A 14,230-nucleotide genomic window follows, 5' to 3' on the forward strand; every position below is an offset into this window, starting at 1 on the left:
GGCGTCCGGTCGCCGGGCGGCGCGCGACAATGGACGGTATGCCTTCCGTACTGCCCGATGGTGAGCCCGTGCCCGACGACGGGGCGCTGCCCCGCCATGCCCTGGAAGGCGCGGCCGGCCGGCCGCTCGGCTTCTACCTGCATGTGCCGTACTGCGCGACCCGCTGCGGCTACTGCGACTTCAACACCTACACCGCCACCGAGCTGCGCGGCTCCGGCGGCGCCCTGGCCTCCCGGGACAACTACGCCTCCCACCTGATCGGTGAGGTCCGCCAGGCCCGCAAGGTCCTCGGTGACGACCCCCGGCGGGTCCGCACCGTCTTCGTCGGCGGCGGTACGCCGACGCTGCTGGCCGCCGCCGATCTCGTCGCCATGCTGGGCGCGATCCGCGAGGAGTTCGGCCTCGCGGACGACGCAGAGATCACCACCGAGGCCAACCCGGAGTCGGTCGGCCCGGCCTACCTGGCCGAGCTGCGCGAGGGCGGCTTCAACCGGATCTCCTTCGGGATGCAGAGCGCCCGGCAGCACGTGCTGAAGATCCTGGACCGCACACACACCCCGGGCCGCCCGGAGGCCTGTGTCGCCGAGGCGCGGGCGGCCGGCTTCGAGCACGTCAACCTCGACCTGATCTACGGCACCCCCGGCGAGTCCGACGACGACTGGCGGGCCTCCCTCGACGCGGCGATCGGCGCCGGGCCCGACCACGTCTCCGCGTACGCCCTGATCGTCGAGGAGGGCACCCGGCTGGCCCGCCGGATCAAGCGCGGCGAGATCCCGATGACGGACGACGACGCGCACGCCGACCGCTACCTCATCGCGGACGAGGCGATGGCCGCGGCGGGCTTCTCCTGGTACGAGGTGTCGAACTGGTCCCGCACGCCCGAGGGCCGCTGCCTGCACAACGAGCTGTACTGGCGCGGCGCCGACTGGTGGGGCGCCGGACCGGGGGCGCACAGCCACGTCGGCGGCGTGCGCTGGTGGAACGTGAAGCACCCTGGGGCGTACGCGCAGGCACTGGCCGAGGGGCGTTCGCCGGGCGCGGGACGCGAGATCCTCTCCGCGGAGGACCGGCGCGTCGAGCGCATCCTGCTGGAGCTGCGGCTGGCCGACGGCTGCCCGCTGTCCCTGCTGGCCCCGGCCGGGCTCACGGCCGCCCGGCGGGCCGTGGACGACGGTCTGCTGCAGCCCGGCCCGTTCGCGGACGGCCTGGCCGTGCTGACCCTGCGCGGACGGCTGCTGGCCGACGCGGTGGTGCGGGACCTGGTGGACTGACGCGGCCCGGCGCCACAGGCCCCAGGGACTTTCTTTGGATCAGGCCGGACCCCGCGGGCCCGGCACGATCCAAACGACAGGCCCTGGCCGGGATCTCACCCCACCGGGCAGCCGGCCGGGGTGAGCTTGTCGGAACCGGCGGGCCGGCCGCAGATCACCCTGCTGTGGATCCGGCCGTCCGGATAGGTGATCTCGACGACGTCGAGACCGTGGCCGGCCTGGGCCTCGTACGGGATGAAACCGCGGAAGGTGACGGTGCCGGTGGGCATCGACCGCAGGTTCACCGCGTACAGGTTCGCCCACGTCTCGGCGGCGCTGTTCATCGTGTCGTTGTGGCTGGCGGCGTCGTACAGGGCAGCCGTCGCGTTGTACGAGATGACCGACTGCCCGCTGGCGAACAGGCCGTCCTCGTACGGCCTGGCGGCCGGCAGCCGCGGCAGGGTCCTGCCCGCGGGCAGCAGCCCCTCCAGGGTCCGGTGCGCCTCCGCGTAGAAGCCGCCGACCCGGCCTCGGCCCATCGGGGCGAGCGCCGTGTGGTAGAGCGTGACGTCCTCCGCGAGGTCGGTGCTGTCGTCGAAACGCGCCTTGGTCAGATCGTCACCGGTGAAGACCGTGATCGGTTTGCCCGCGCAGCCCTGGGCGAGCCGGCCCATCAGGTTGTTGACGTCCTCGACCCGGCCGGCGAAGTACAGGGCATCCGGCGCCGGGTCCGCCTCGCAGATCTTCTGCACCGGCTTGTCGAGATCGGCGCTGTTGCGGCGGCCGAGGCTGTACTCGGCCAGCTCGGACAGCTTGAAGCCGGCCTTCTTCAGCATCGCGTCGCCCACCTCGCGCTGCTCCTTCGTGTAGCGGTCCTTGTCGTTGTTGTCCAGCTTCCGGGAGAGCACGAGGGCCCGCGGGTGCGCGGACTTCCCGGCCACCTGCCGGGCCACCAGTCCCATCGCGTCCGCCTGCTCCTGGTCGGTCGCCGCGATGCCGAAGTAGTTCGAGTAGCTCTTGGCCAGGTAGCCGCCGGAGTTGGTCGTGTCCACCACCGGGAGACCGGCCTGCTGGAGCAGCTCGGTGGCCAGGGGGCTGTCGGTCGTGTCGCGCCCGAGCCCGATCACACCGACGACCGTGGGGTCCTCCCCGGCCACCTCGATGATCTTCTTCACCGCCGGTATCTGCTGGAGCATGTCCTGCCCGCCGTTGGCGGCCAGCACCTTGAGCTTGACGGAGAAGTCCAGCTTGTTGGTGTGGTGCTGGTACAGGTACACACCCGTCAGCTCCTCCAGGGCCTTGCGGGTGCCCTCCGGGGACGTGGCGGTGAAGGGGCCCGCGTAGATGACGGTGACGTAGTCGTCCCCGGGCGCGATACCGGCGTTCTCCTCCTCCACCGCCCGCTCGATCCGGTCGAACGTGAGGCCCTTGCCGGAGCCGGCCAGCGACAGGCCGTTGCCCGCCGCGAACCGCACCTGCGTGGTCGTCGACACGCCTATGCACTCCTTCGGCCCGCCACCGGGGCCCGCGAGCCTCACCGAGGCCGTGTTCACGTCGGTGAGCGGACCGTGGCAGTACCGGTCGGCCAGCCGGCTGCTCACCAGGAAGGTCGCCAGCAGGGCGCCGACCAGCAGGCAGGCCAGCGTCGTGCGCGACATCACCCACCAGACCCACGTCCTGCGCACGCGCTCCGTGACCAGCTGCGCGTGCGCGTGCTCATGGGTCAGCTGCTCGGTCGAGAGCGGCAGCCGCAGCACCCAGGCGAGGGTGGCGGCGGCCGTCGGGGACTGGCCGATGCTGAGATGGCTGATCCAGTTGTCGTAACGGGCCCTGGCCGCACCGGTGTGCGTGGGCAGCGGATCGGCGGGCAGCGGCGGGGTGTGCCGCAGGATCTCGGCCGCCGGCAGCGAGGCCAGGAGCAGCAGCGGATCGACCTCGCTGCGCCGGGAGCGGACGTTGTTGATGGCGTTGACCAGCTGGATGCCGCCGTTGCTCTGGCAGGCGGTGGGCAGGAACACCACCGGCGGTACGGTGCGCTTCCCGCGCCGCCAGTCCAGCGCGTGGGGACGGTAGTTGTTCCGCAGGTCCTCCAGCAGTGCCTGGACCCGCAGCTCCAGGTGGAACTGGCGGGACTGCTCGTCGCCCGCCGCCGCGTCGGCCACCCGCCCGGCGACCACCGAGGCCCGGACCCGGATGACCCGCCAGGACCCGCTGGGCGAGAACCGGGACCAGCCGTCGGACGGATAGCCGGTACTGGCCGCCGCCAGCGAGGAGGTGGTCGCGAACCACCTGCTGGCCCGCCGCAGCCACAGCAGCGGCGGCGCCGACGTCGTCACCAGCCGTACGACGGCGAGCCCCAGCACCGCCGCCACGGCCACCAGCATGGTGGGCACCCAGCCGATCTCGCCGAGCAGCACACCGAGCACCGCGATGACGACGGCCCCGAGGAACGTCTCCGGCCGCACCGACTCCCTGAACGCGCCCAGCCAGTTGCGCGGCCCGTGCCGGCTGACCCGCCAGCGCAGCGTGCTCAGCTGCTCCAGGATCCGTATCTCGCGCTCCTCGGGCGTGCCGCCCCGGTCCGGCTCCCGGACCACCGACGCGGTGGCCTGCTCGATGGCGCCGAGCAGCCGCGAGCGGGGGAAGGCGAAGGGCTTGTACTGCGAACTGCTCCGGGTCTCCCACGGCTTCTCGGCCAGCGTGCGGACCATGTCGAGGGCCGCCTCGTACGGCGTCTCGCCACGGCCGTCGAGCAGTTTCAGCGGCACCCGGCGCAGCTGATTGGCGTGGTGGATCTGGCGCACGATCTGCTCGACCCTGGCATCCACGTCGGACGGGACGTCGGCGTCGGCGGCCTGAAGGACCACCAACGGCATCACCGGCCGGTTGTCCCGGTGCCGGTCGATGAGCTGCTGCACGAAGTGGAAGACGGCCGAGGCCGCCTCGTTGTCCGCACTGTCCCGCCATACCTCGCGCGCCATCGCCCCGTGCCTTCCCTCGCGAAAAGAGCCAGGAAACACTCAATAACCGATGATGCGTGCGAGGCGCAGGCAATTGTAGGGATCAGCCCGGGATTGGCGGGAAGACCCGCCGGACATCAGGCGGGAAGCGTGACGAAATCAATCAATTCCTCTACGCGGCCCAGGAGTTCGGGCTCCAGATCCCGGTAGGAGCGGACCGAGGCCAGAATGCGCTGCCAGGCCGCGCCGGTGTTTTCCGGCCATCCCAGCGAACGGCACACCCCGGTCTTCCAGTCCTGGCCGCGCGGCACCACCGGCCAGCCGCCGATCCCCACGGACGACGGCTTCACCGCCTCCCACACGTCGATGTAGGGATGGCCGACCACCAGGACGTTCCCGTCCGAGATCCGCGCCGCGATACGGGACTCCTTGGAACCCGGCACCAGATGGTCGACCAGCACGCCCAGGCGCGCGTCCGGGCCCGGGGAGAACTCGCGCACGATCGCCGGGAGGTCGTCGATGCCCTCCAGGTACTCCACGACCACCCCCTCGATCCGGAGGTCGTCGCCCCAGACCCGCTCGACCAGCTCCGCGTCGTGCCGGCCCTCCACGTAGATCCGCCCGGCCCGCGCCACCCGGGCCCGCGCCCCGGGGACCGCCACCGAGCCCGAGGCCGTACGGGCCGGCCGGACGGGGCCGCCGGCCGACGGCCGCACGAGCGTCACCACCCGGCCCTCCAGCAGGAAGCCGCGCGGCACCAGCGGGAAGACCCGGTGCTTGCCGAACCGGTCCTCCAGTGTCACCGTCGGCCCCTCGGCCGTCTTCTCGCAGCGGATCACCGCACCGCAGAAGCCGGTGACCGCCTCCTCCACGACCAGATCCGGATCGGCGGGCACCTCGGGGGCGGGGGCGGACTTCTTCCACGGCGGGGTCAGGTCCGGCTGATAGCTGCGCATCGCACGACGATAGGACGCGCCGGCCTCACGACACGCCGAGGCCCCGCGCCAACGCGTCGCGCTGCGCCCGTACGAAAGCGGCGTCCACCACCGCTCCGTGGCCCGGCACGTACAGCGCGTCCTCACCGCCCAGCGCCAGCAGCCGGTCGAGGGCGGCCGGCCAACGGGAGACGAACGCGTCCGGGCCGGCCTGCGGCTCGCCGGACTCCTCGACCAGATCGCCGCAGAGGACGACCGGGGGCGAGCCGGGCACCAGCACCGCGAGATCGTGCCCGCTGTGCCCCGGGCCCACGTCGGCCAGCAGCACGCGGCGGCCGCCGCCGAGGTCCAGCGTCCACTCCCCGGACACCTCGTGGTGCGGGACCACCAGCACGTCCACGGCCTCCGCCGCCTCCCGCTCCGGGACCCCGTGCGCGACGGCGGAGCGGTGGAGGTCGTCGGCCCCGCCCCTCAGCAGCTCCGCCAGGCCGGCCGCCCCGTACACCTGCGCCCCGGCGAAGGCGGCCGTGCCCAGCACATGGTCGAAGTGCGCATGGCTCAGTGCGATATGTGTCACCCTCCGGCCGGTCAGCCCCTCGATCTGCCGGCGCAGTTCGACGCCCTCCCGGAGTGTCGAGCCGGTGTCGCAGAGCAGCGCCCCGTCCGCTCCGGCCACCAGTGCGGCCGTCGCGTCCCAGCCGGGCAGCCGCCGTCTGCCCACTCCGTCACCCAACCGCTCCCAGCCGAACTCTTCCCAAGTGACGTCCATGCGGCGACGCTATCGGCAACGACCTGCGCGCTCTCGCGGTAGCGTGGCCGGTCGCCCTTGCTAGGGGCCCACCCCGTCGCCGTACACTGACCGGGGAGATCGCTGGCACTCGAATGGACAGAGTGCCAGGAGAAGTCCCGGGAACGACCCGAGATCGACCGAGGCAGACAGCTGGAGGTGTGCGCGATGCTCAGCGAACGCAGACTCGAAGTGCTGCGCGCCATCGTCCAGGACTATGTCGGCACCGAGGAGCCCGTCGGCTCCAAGGCGCTCACGGAGCGGCACGCGCTGGGGGTGTCCCCGGCCACCGTCCGCAACGACATGGCGGTGCTGGAGGACGAGGGCTTCATCGCCCAGCCCCACACCAGTGCGGGACGCATCCCGACGGACAAGGGCTACCGGCTCTTCGTCGACCGGCTCGCGGGCGTCAAGCCCCTGTCGTCGCCGGAGCGCCGTGCCATTCAGAATTTCCTCGACGGCGCGGTCGACCTCGACGATGTCGTGGGACGCACCGTACGGCTGCTCGCGCAGCTGACCCGGCAGGTCGCCGTCGTGCAGTACCCCTCGCTGACCCGCTCGACGGTGCGGCACGTGGAACTGCTGCTGCTGGCACCCGCCCGGCTGATGCTCGTGCTGATCACGGACACCGGCCGGGTCGAACAGCGGCTGGTCGACTGCCAGACGCCGTTCGGTGAGACCTCTCTCGCCGATCTGCGGGCCCGGCTCAACAGCCGGGTGGTGGGACGCCGGTTCGCGGACGTCCCGCAGCTGGTGCAGGACCTGCCGGAATCCTTCGAGAGCGAGGACCGGGCGACCGTGTCCACCGTGCTCTCGATCCTGCTCGAAACCCTCGTCGAGGAGACGGAGGAGCGGCTGATGATCGGCGGCACCTCCAACCTCACCCGCTTCGGGCACGACTTCCCTGTGATGATCCGGCCGGTGCTGGAGGCGTTGGAGGAGCAGGTCGTGCTGCTGAAGCTGCTCGGCGAGGCCACGGACTCGGGCATGACCGTACGAATCGGGCACGAGAACGCCCACGAGGGCCTCAACTCCACGTCCGTCGTCGCGGTCGGCTACGGTTCGGGCGACGAGGCAGTCGCCAAACTCGGCGTGGTCGGACCGACCCGCATGGACTACCCCGGAACGATGGGAGCGGTACGCGCAGTGGCACGTTACGTCGGACAGATCCTGGCGGAGTCGTAAGTGGCCACGGACTACTACGCCGTACTCGGCGTGCGCCGCGACGCTTCTCAGGACGAGATCAAGAAGGCATTCCGGAGGCTCGCACGCGAGCTGCATCCGGATGTGAACCCCGATCCGAAGACCCAGGAGCGGTTCAAGGAGATCAACGCCGCTTACGAGGTCCTCTCGGACGCGCAGAAGAAGCAGGTCTACGACCTCGGCGGGGATCCGCTGTCCGCCTCGGGCGGAGGTGGCGCGGGCGGATTCGGACAGGGCGGCTTCGGCAACTTCTCCGACATCATGGACGCGTTCTTCGGTACGTCGTCGCAGCGCGGACCCCGTTCGCGTACCCGGCGCGGCCAGGACGCCATGATCCGGCTGGAGATCGACCTCTCCGAGGCGGCCTTCGGCACGACCAAGGACATCCAGGTCGATACGGCCGTCGTCTGTACGACCTGCAGCGGGGAGGGCGCCGCACCCGGCACCTCGGCCCAGACCTGTGACATGTGCCGCGGCCGCGGTGAGGTCTCCCAGGTCACCCGGTCCTTCCTCGGCCAGGTCATGACCTCACGGCCCTGCCCGCAGTGCCAGGGCTTCGGCACGGTCGTGCCGACCCCCTGCCCGGAGTGCGCCGGCGACGGCCGCATCCGCTCGCGGCGCACCCTCACCGTGAAGATCCCCGCAGGTGTCGACAACGGCACCCGCATCCAGCTCGCGGGCGAAGGAGAGGTCGGCCCCGGCGGCGGCCCGGCCGGCGATCTCTACGTCGAGATCCACGAGCTGCCGCACGCGGTGTTCCAGCGGCGCGGCGACGATCTGCACTGCACGGTCACCATCCCCATGACGGCGGCGGCGATCGGCACCAAGGTGCCGCTGGAGACGCTCGACGGCCTGGAGGAGGTCGACATCAGGCCGGGCACCCAGTCCGGCCAGTCGGTCCCGCTGCACGGGCGCGGCATCACGCACCTGCGGGGCGGCGGGCGCGGCGACCTGATCGTGCACGTCGAGGTGTTGACCCCGACGAAGATGGACCCCGAGCAGGAACGCCTGCTGCGGGAGCTGGCGAAACTGCGCGGCGAGGAGCGGCCCACCGGCCAGTTCCAGCCCGGTCAGCAGGGCCTGTTCTCCCGCCTGAAGGACGCCTTCAACGGGCGTTAGTCCCACGCTTCGACACCGTACGGGCCCGGGTTTCCGGGCCCGTACGGCATTTGCGGACATAACCGCGGCCCAGCGCGGCCCCGGGGTGCGCATCACGGGACAGGAAGGACATGACACGATGCCGTCATGCCATCCGCGTTGACCGATCTCTGCCGGTATCCGATCGTGCAGGCCCCGATGGCGGGTGGCGTCTCCTGCCCGCAGCTCGTCGGCGCCGTGGCCGAGGCCGGCGGGCTCGGCTTCCTGGCCGCCGGGTACAAGACCGCGGACGGCATGTACAACGACATCAAGCAGGTCCGCGGACTGACCGGCCAGCCCTTCGGCGTCAACCTCTTCATGCCCCAGCCCAACCTCGCCGACCCGAGCGCCGTCGAGGTCTACCGGCACCAGCTCGCGGGCGAGGCCACCTGGTACGAGACCCCGCTCGGCGAGACCGAGTCCGACGGCGGGGACGGCTACGAGGCCAAGCTCGCCATCCTGCTGGAGGACCCGGTCCCGGTCGTCTCCTTCACCTTCGGCTGCCCGACCCGCGACACCTTCGACGCGTTCGCCGCCGTGGGCACGTACACCGTCGTGACGGTCACCACGCCCGAGGAGGCCCAGGCCGCGCAGTGGGCCGGCGCCGACGCGGTCTGCGCCCAGGGCGTCGAGGCGGGCGGCCACCAGTCCACCCACCGCGACGACCCGCAGGCCGACGGCATCGGGACCGGGCTGCTCAGCCTGGTGGCCCAGGTCCGCGAGACCGTGCAGATCCCGGTCATCGCCGCCGGCGGGCTGATGCGCGGCTCCCAGATCGCCGCGGTGCTCGCGGCCGGGGCCGACGCCGCACAGCTCGGCACCGCCTTCCTGATCTGCCCGGAGTCCGGCGCCCACCTGCTGCACAAGCAGGCCCTGACCAACCCGCTGTTCGTCCGCACCACCCTGACCCGGGCCTTCTCCGGGCGCCCGGCCCGCGGCCTGGTCAACCGCTTCGTCCGCGAGCACGGGCCGTACGCCCCCGCCGCCTACCCGCAGATCCACCAGCTGACCGCCCCGCTGCGCAAGGCGGCGGCCAAGGCCGGGGACGCGCAGGGCATGGCGCTGTGGGCGGGCCAGGGGCACCGGATGGCGCGCGAGATGACGGCCGGCCGGCTCGTCGCCCTGCTCGCCGGGGAACTGGACGCCGCACGCGCGGCAGTGAGCACAAGGAGCACGCAGTGACGGCACCCGTCTTCGTCGTCGAGGAGATGCCCACGGGGCCCGGCTTCGTCCTGGAGGGCCCGGAGGGACGGCACGCCGTCTCGGTGCGACGCCTGCACGCCGGAGAGGAAGTCGTCCTGACGGACGGCCGGGGCCACTGGGCGCAGGGCGTGGTCTCCGCCGCGGAGGGCAAGGACCGGCTGGTCCTCACCGGCCTGGAGCCCGTCCACGAGGAACCCCGCCCGGGGCTCCGCATCACCGTCGTCCAGGCGCTGCCCAAGGGCGACCGCGGAGAGCCCGCCGTCGAGACGATGACGGAGACCGGCATCGACGCGATCGTGCCGTGGCAGGCCGGACGCTGCATCACCCAGTGGAGGGGCGAGCGAGGCCTCAAGGCCCTGGCGAAATGGCGCGCCACGGCCCGCGAGGCCGGCAAGCAGTCGCGCCGGGTGCGGTTCCCGGAGGTGGCCGACGCGATGACGACCAAGCAGGTAGCCGCGTTTCTGGCCGAGGCGGACTTCGCGGCCGTACTGCACGAGGACCGCGAGTACGGCAGCGAGCCGCTGGCCACCGTCGCCCTGCCCGAAGCGGGCGAGATCGTGCTGGTCGTCGGACCGGAAGGCGGTGTCTCGCCCGAGGAACTGGCCGCGTTCACCGCAGCCGGGGCCCGGACCTGCCGGCTCGGACCTACCGTGCTGCGCACCTCGACGGCCGGTACGGCGGCAACGGCCCTGCTGCTGGGCCGCACCGGCCGCTGGTCATGAACCCCGCTGTTTTCCGCCACTCGGGCCGGTTGTGGCCGCGAGCGGTCTACCGCACCGTCAGGAGCGGTGGGAAGCTGCCCGTATGGGGACATCAAGGGCATGGAGCAGTCGAGGGATCCGTCGCTTTCCGGCCGTGATCTGCCTCACCGGCACGGTCGTCGCGGGACTGGCGGCCTGCGATCCGGTCAACGGCCTGAACTCCGCGTCCATCGCCGTGACCACCGACCGGACCGCCACCCGCGCGCTGGAGCACGAAGGGGTGCACGTGCAGTGGCTGACCTGCACCGCACGGACCGGCCAAGGCGCGAGCTCCCGCACCGGTTCGGCCACCCCCGCCACCAGCCGGGTCGCGGACGTGGACTGCAACGGCCGCACCAAGGAGGGTAAGGACATCAGTCTGGACGGCAAGGTCGACCGGGAGGTCGAAGGCCGTTGCGTCAGCGGTGACATGACCGCGAAGGCGGGCGGCGAGACCGTCTTCCGCGCCACGATGCTCGGCAACTGCGACGCCGCGCCCTCGCCGTCCACGCCGTCCGCGCCGTCCCGGCCCCCGGCGGGCGGCGGTGCGGACGACGGCGGGTCAGGCGCCCGGCCGACCGTGACGGTCACGGTCACCGTGACCGAGTCGCCCCGGGGCAAGTGAGTGTGCGGGGCACCGACTGTGTCGGACTCCGGCCAACTCCGTTTCCCCGGGCCCGGCCTCGGCCTAGGGTGATCGCTGTGACACAGCCTTCCTACCTCCGGTATCCCCATGTCCAGGGCGACCTGATCGCCTTCACCGCCGAGGACGACGTCTGGCTCGCGCCACTCGACGGCGGCCGGGCCTGGCGGGTCAGCGCGGACAACCGCCCCGTCGCCCAGCCGCGGATCTCTCCCGACGGCACCCTCGTCGCCTGGGCGTCCACCCGGGACGGGGCACCCGAGGTGCACCTGGCCCCGGTCGACGGCGGCCCCTCCAAGCGGCTGACCTACTGGGGCGACGCGCAGACAGCCGTGCACGGCTGGACACCCGAGGGCGAGGTGCTGGTCCTCAGCACCCAGGGCCAGGTCTCGCTGCGCCGCACCTGGGCCCGCGCCCTGCCGGTCGACGGAGGCCCCGCGCGCACCCTGCCGTACGGACCGGTCGGCTCCCTCGCCTACGGGCCCGGCGGCCGGATCCTGCTGCTCTCGGCCACCATGGGGCGCGAGGCCGCCAAGTGGAAGCGCTACCGGGGCGGCACGGCCGGCAAGCTCTGGATCGCCGCCGAGGAGGCACCGGCGGAGCCGCAGGAGTTCGTCCGGGTCAACGAGGAGCTCGACGGCAACATCGAGTGCCCGATGTGGGTCGGCGAGCGCATCGCGTTCCTCTCCGACCACGAAGGCGTCGGGGCCCTCTACTCCTCCCTCCCCGACGGCACCGGACTGCGCCGGCACACCGGCGTCGAGGGCTTCTACGCCCGGCACGCCGCCACCGACGGCACCCGGGTCGTGCACGCCGCGGGCGGTGAGCTCTGGCTCCTGGACGGCCTGGACGGCGACGAGCCCCGCCGCCTCGACATCCGGCTCGGCGGCCAGCGCGCCGACCTCCAGCCCCACCCCGTGCACGCCGGCAGCCACCTGAGCGCCGCGTCCCCGGACCGCACCGGACGCGGCAGCGCGGTCGGGTCCCGCGGCGCCGTCCACTGGGTCACCCATCGCGAGGGCCCCGCCCGCGCACTCGCCGTCGAACCCGGCGTACGGGCCAGGCTGCCCCGCACCTTCCAGGCCGACGGCGACCAGCACGTCGTCTGGGTCACCGACGCCGAGGGCGACGACGCGCTGGAGTGCGCACCCGCCACCGGCACCGCGCCCGACGCCGTACCGCGCCGCCTCGCCGCCGGCCGGCTCGGCCGGGTCCTCGACCTGGCCCCCGCCCCCGACGGCAGCCGGTTCGCCGTCGCCGCCCACGACGGACGCGTACTGATCGTCGAACGGGAGAGCGGCGAGGTCCACGAGGTGGACCGCAGCGAGCACGGCGACGCCTCCGGGCTCGCCTTCTCACCCGACTCCTCCTGGCTCGCCTGGTCCCACCCCGGACCCCAACCGCTGAGCCGGCTCAAGCTCGCCCACCTGGCCGACCTGACGGTCACCGAGGCGACCCCGCTGCGGTTCCGGGACTTCGCACCCGCCTTCACCACCGACGGGAAGCACCTGGCCTTCCTCTCCGAGCGGGCCTTCGACCCGGTCTACGACTCACACGTCTTCGACCTCGCCTTCATCGGCGGCTGCCGGCCGCACCTGCTGACCCTCGCCGCGACCACCCCCTCCCCGTTCGGGCCGCAGCTCCACGGCCGCCCGACCGAGCGGGAGAAGGGCGGCGAGGGCGACGACAACCCCACCGCGCTCCCGGTCACCCGCATCGACCTGGACGGCCTCGCGGACCGGATCGTCGCCCTGCCCGTCGAGGCGGCCAGCTACTCCTCGCTCCGGGCCGCGAAGGACGGCCTGCTCTGGCTGCGCCACCCGGTCGTCGGGGTCCTCGGCACGAGCGCGGCCACGCCCGACGCCCGGCGCCCCGAGACCGTGCTGGAGCGGTACGACCTGGAGAAGCTGCGCTGCGAGGAACTCGCCTCCGACGTCACCCGGTTCGCGGTCAGCGGCGACGGCAAGCGGCTGGTGCTGCACAGCCGGGGCTCCCTGCGCGTCGTACCGTCCGACACCCGGGTGGCGGCGGGCTCCGACGACGACCACGACGGCGACGGCAGCGTCACCGTCGACCTCTCCCGGATCCGCCGCACCCTGGACCCGGCCGCCGAATGGCGGCAGATGTACGACGAGGCCGGCCGCATCATGCGGGACAACTTCTGGCGCCCCGACATGGGCGGCATCGACTGGAACGGTGTCCTGGACCGCTACCGGCCGGTCCTGGAGCGCGTCGCCACCCACGACGACCTCGTCGACCTGCTGTGGGAGGTACAGGGCGAACTCGGCACCTCCCACGCCTACGTACGGCCGGCCGGCGGCTGGCACGACGACTACGCCCGCCAGGGCCTGCTCGGCGCCGACCTCTCCCGCGCCGATGACGGCAGCTGGCGCCTCGACCGGATCCTGCCCTCGGAGACCTCCGACCCCGCCGCCCGCGCGCCGCTCGCCGCACCGGGCGTCGCCGTCCGCGCCGGTGACGCGATCCTGGCCGTCGACGGACACCCCGTCGACCGGGTCACCGGCCCCGGACCGCTGCTCACCGGCTCGGCCGGCCACCCGGTCGAGCTGACCGTCTCACCCGTCGACGGCGGCGACCCGCGCCATGTCGTCGTCGTACCGATCGCCGACGAGGAACCGCTGCGCTACCACGCCTGGGTCGCCGACCGGCGCGCTTACGTCCACGAGCACTCAGGCGGTCGCCTCGGCTACGTCCACGTCCCCGACATGGCCGGCCCCGGCTGGGCCCAGATCCACCGCGACCTGCGCACCGAGGTCGCCCGCGAGGGGCTGGTGGTGGACGTCCGGGAGAACCGGGGCGGCCACACCTCGCAGCTGATCGTGGAGAAGCTGGGCCGCCGCATCGTCGGCTGGGACCTGCCCCGCGGCAGGCAGGCCCAGAGCTACCCGGGCGACGCGCCGCGCGGGCCGGTCGTCGCGGTGGCGGACGAGTTCTCCGGTTCGGACGGCGACATCGTGAACGCGGCGATCAAGCTGATGGGCATCGGCCCGGTGGTCGGCACCCGCACCTGGGGCGGCGTGGTGGGCATCGACAGCCGGTACCGGCTGGTGGACGGCACGCTGGTCACCCAGCCGAAGTACGCCTTCTGGATGGACGGGTACGGCTGGGGCGTCGAGAACCACGGCGTCGACCCGGACGTCGAAGTCGTCATGACGCCGCAGGACCGTGCCGCGGGGCGCGATCCGCAGCTGGACGAGGCGATCCGGATCGCTCTGGAGACCCTGACCCGCACCCCGGCGAAGACGGCGCCCTCGTTGCCGGAGTGACGTCGGAGGAGAGCGGGGCGGGGTGCGGAAGCCCGTACACCGCCTCGTGCCCGGAACGCCGGCGAGGGGCAGGAACCAGCCTCGC

At 72.7% G+C, this 14,230-nt stretch carries 10 protein-coding genes; 7 read left to right on the forward strand and 3 right to left on the reverse strand.

The annotated features are described in order from the left end of the window. The first annotated feature begins 29 nt into the window (after window positions 1-29). Complete coding sequence (gene hemW, locus ACGFU6_RS15145) at window positions 30-1,271, forward strand: radical SAM family heme chaperone HemW (protein WP_393611017.1); 1,242 nt, start codon at window positions 30-32, stop codon at window positions 1,269-1,271. A 95-nt stretch (window positions 1,272-1,366) separates the two neighbouring features. Here hemW and ACGFU6_RS15150 read toward each other — a convergent pair whose 3' ends face one another. The 3 genes from ACGFU6_RS15150 to ACGFU6_RS15160 form a co-directional block, all read right to left on the reverse strand. Further along, on the reverse strand, window positions 1,367-4,231 hold the full coding sequence (locus ACGFU6_RS15150) for an ABC transporter substrate-binding protein (protein WP_393611019.1): 2,865 nt from the start codon (window positions 4,229-4,231) through the stop codon (window positions 1,367-1,369). Window positions 4,232-4,347: 116 nt separating this feature from the next. Next, the gene (locus ACGFU6_RS15155; protein ID WP_393611020.1) at window positions 4,348-5,166 is read right to left on the reverse strand and encodes a DUF3097 domain-containing protein; all 819 of its coding nucleotides are present in this window, start codon (window positions 5,164-5,166) and stop codon (window positions 4,348-4,350) included. Between the two features lie 25 nt (window positions 5,167-5,191). Continuing rightward, on the reverse strand, window positions 5,192-5,914 hold the full coding sequence (locus ACGFU6_RS15160; protein ID WP_393611022.1) for an MBL fold metallo-hydrolase: 723 nt from the start codon (window positions 5,912-5,914) through the stop codon (window positions 5,192-5,194). Window positions 5,915-6,100: 186 nt separating this feature from the next. Here ACGFU6_RS15160 and hrcA point away from each other — a divergent pair, with 186 nt between their 5' ends. The 6 genes from hrcA (at window position 6,101) to ACGFU6_RS15190 (ending at window position 14,145) form a co-directional block, all read left to right on the forward strand. Continuing rightward, on the forward strand, window positions 6,101-7,117 hold the full coding sequence (gene hrcA, locus ACGFU6_RS15165; protein ID WP_393611023.1) for a heat-inducible transcriptional repressor HrcA: 1,017 nt from the start codon (window positions 6,101-6,103) through the stop codon (window positions 7,115-7,117). Then, window positions 7,118-8,254 (forward strand): molecular chaperone DnaJ, encoded by a 1,137-nt coding sequence (gene dnaJ, locus ACGFU6_RS15170; protein ID WP_393611024.1) that lies wholly within the window; start codon window positions 7,118-7,120, stop codon window positions 8,252-8,254. Between the two features lie 126 nt (window positions 8,255-8,380). After that, the gene (locus ACGFU6_RS15175; protein WP_393611026.1) at window positions 8,381-9,454 is read left to right on the forward strand and encodes a nitronate monooxygenase; all 1,074 of its coding nucleotides are present in this window, start codon (window positions 8,381-8,383) and stop codon (window positions 9,452-9,454) included. Further along, window positions 9,451-10,197 carry a 16S rRNA (uracil(1498)-N(3))-methyltransferase gene (locus ACGFU6_RS15180; protein WP_393611028.1) on the forward strand — a complete coding sequence of 249 codons (747 nt, stop codon included), beginning with the start codon at window positions 9,451-9,453 and terminating at the stop codon, window positions 10,195-10,197. Before ACGFU6_RS15175 ends, ACGFU6_RS15180 begins: the two co-directional genes overlap by 4 nt. Window positions 10,198-10,330: 133 nt before the next feature. Continuing rightward, a complete protein-coding gene (locus ACGFU6_RS15185; RefSeq protein ID WP_393611029.1) occupies window positions 10,331-10,840 on the forward strand; it encodes a hypothetical protein in 510 nt (169 codons plus the stop codon). 77 nt (window positions 10,841-10,917) lie between these two features. Beyond that, complete coding sequence (locus ACGFU6_RS15190) at window positions 10,918-14,145, forward strand: S41 family peptidase (protein WP_393611030.1); 3,228 nt, start codon at window positions 10,918-10,920, stop codon at window positions 14,143-14,145. Window positions 14,146-14,230: the final 85 nt, after the last annotated feature.

Origin of the sequence: Streptomyces sp. NPDC048462 (assembly GCF_043200175.1) — a bacterium.
Classification (GTDB): domain Bacteria; phylum Actinomycetota; class Actinomycetes; order Streptomycetales; family Streptomycetaceae; genus Streptomyces.

Coding starts and splice junctions, on each gene's coding strand:
- hemW (WP_393611017.1), top strand. CDS start 30: ATGGACGGTATGCCTTCCGTACTGCCCGATGGTGAGCCCGTGCCCGAC.
- ACGFU6_RS15150 (WP_393611019.1), bottom strand. CDS start 4,231: ATGGCGCGCGAGGTATGGCGGGACAGTGCGGACAACGAGGCGGCCTCG.
- ACGFU6_RS15155 (WP_393611020.1), bottom strand. CDS start 5,166: ATGCGCAGCTATCAGCCGGACCTGACCCCGCCGTGGAAGAAGTCCGCC.
- ACGFU6_RS15160 (WP_393611022.1), bottom strand. CDS start 5,914: ATGGACGTCACTTGGGAAGAGTTCGGCTGGGAGCGGTTGGGTGACGGA.
- hrcA (WP_393611023.1), top strand. CDS start 6,101: ATGCTCAGCGAACGCAGACTCGAAGTGCTGCGCGCCATCGTCCAGGAC.
- ACGFU6_RS15175 (WP_393611026.1), top strand. CDS start 8,381: ATGCCATCCGCGTTGACCGATCTCTGCCGGTATCCGATCGTGCAGGCC.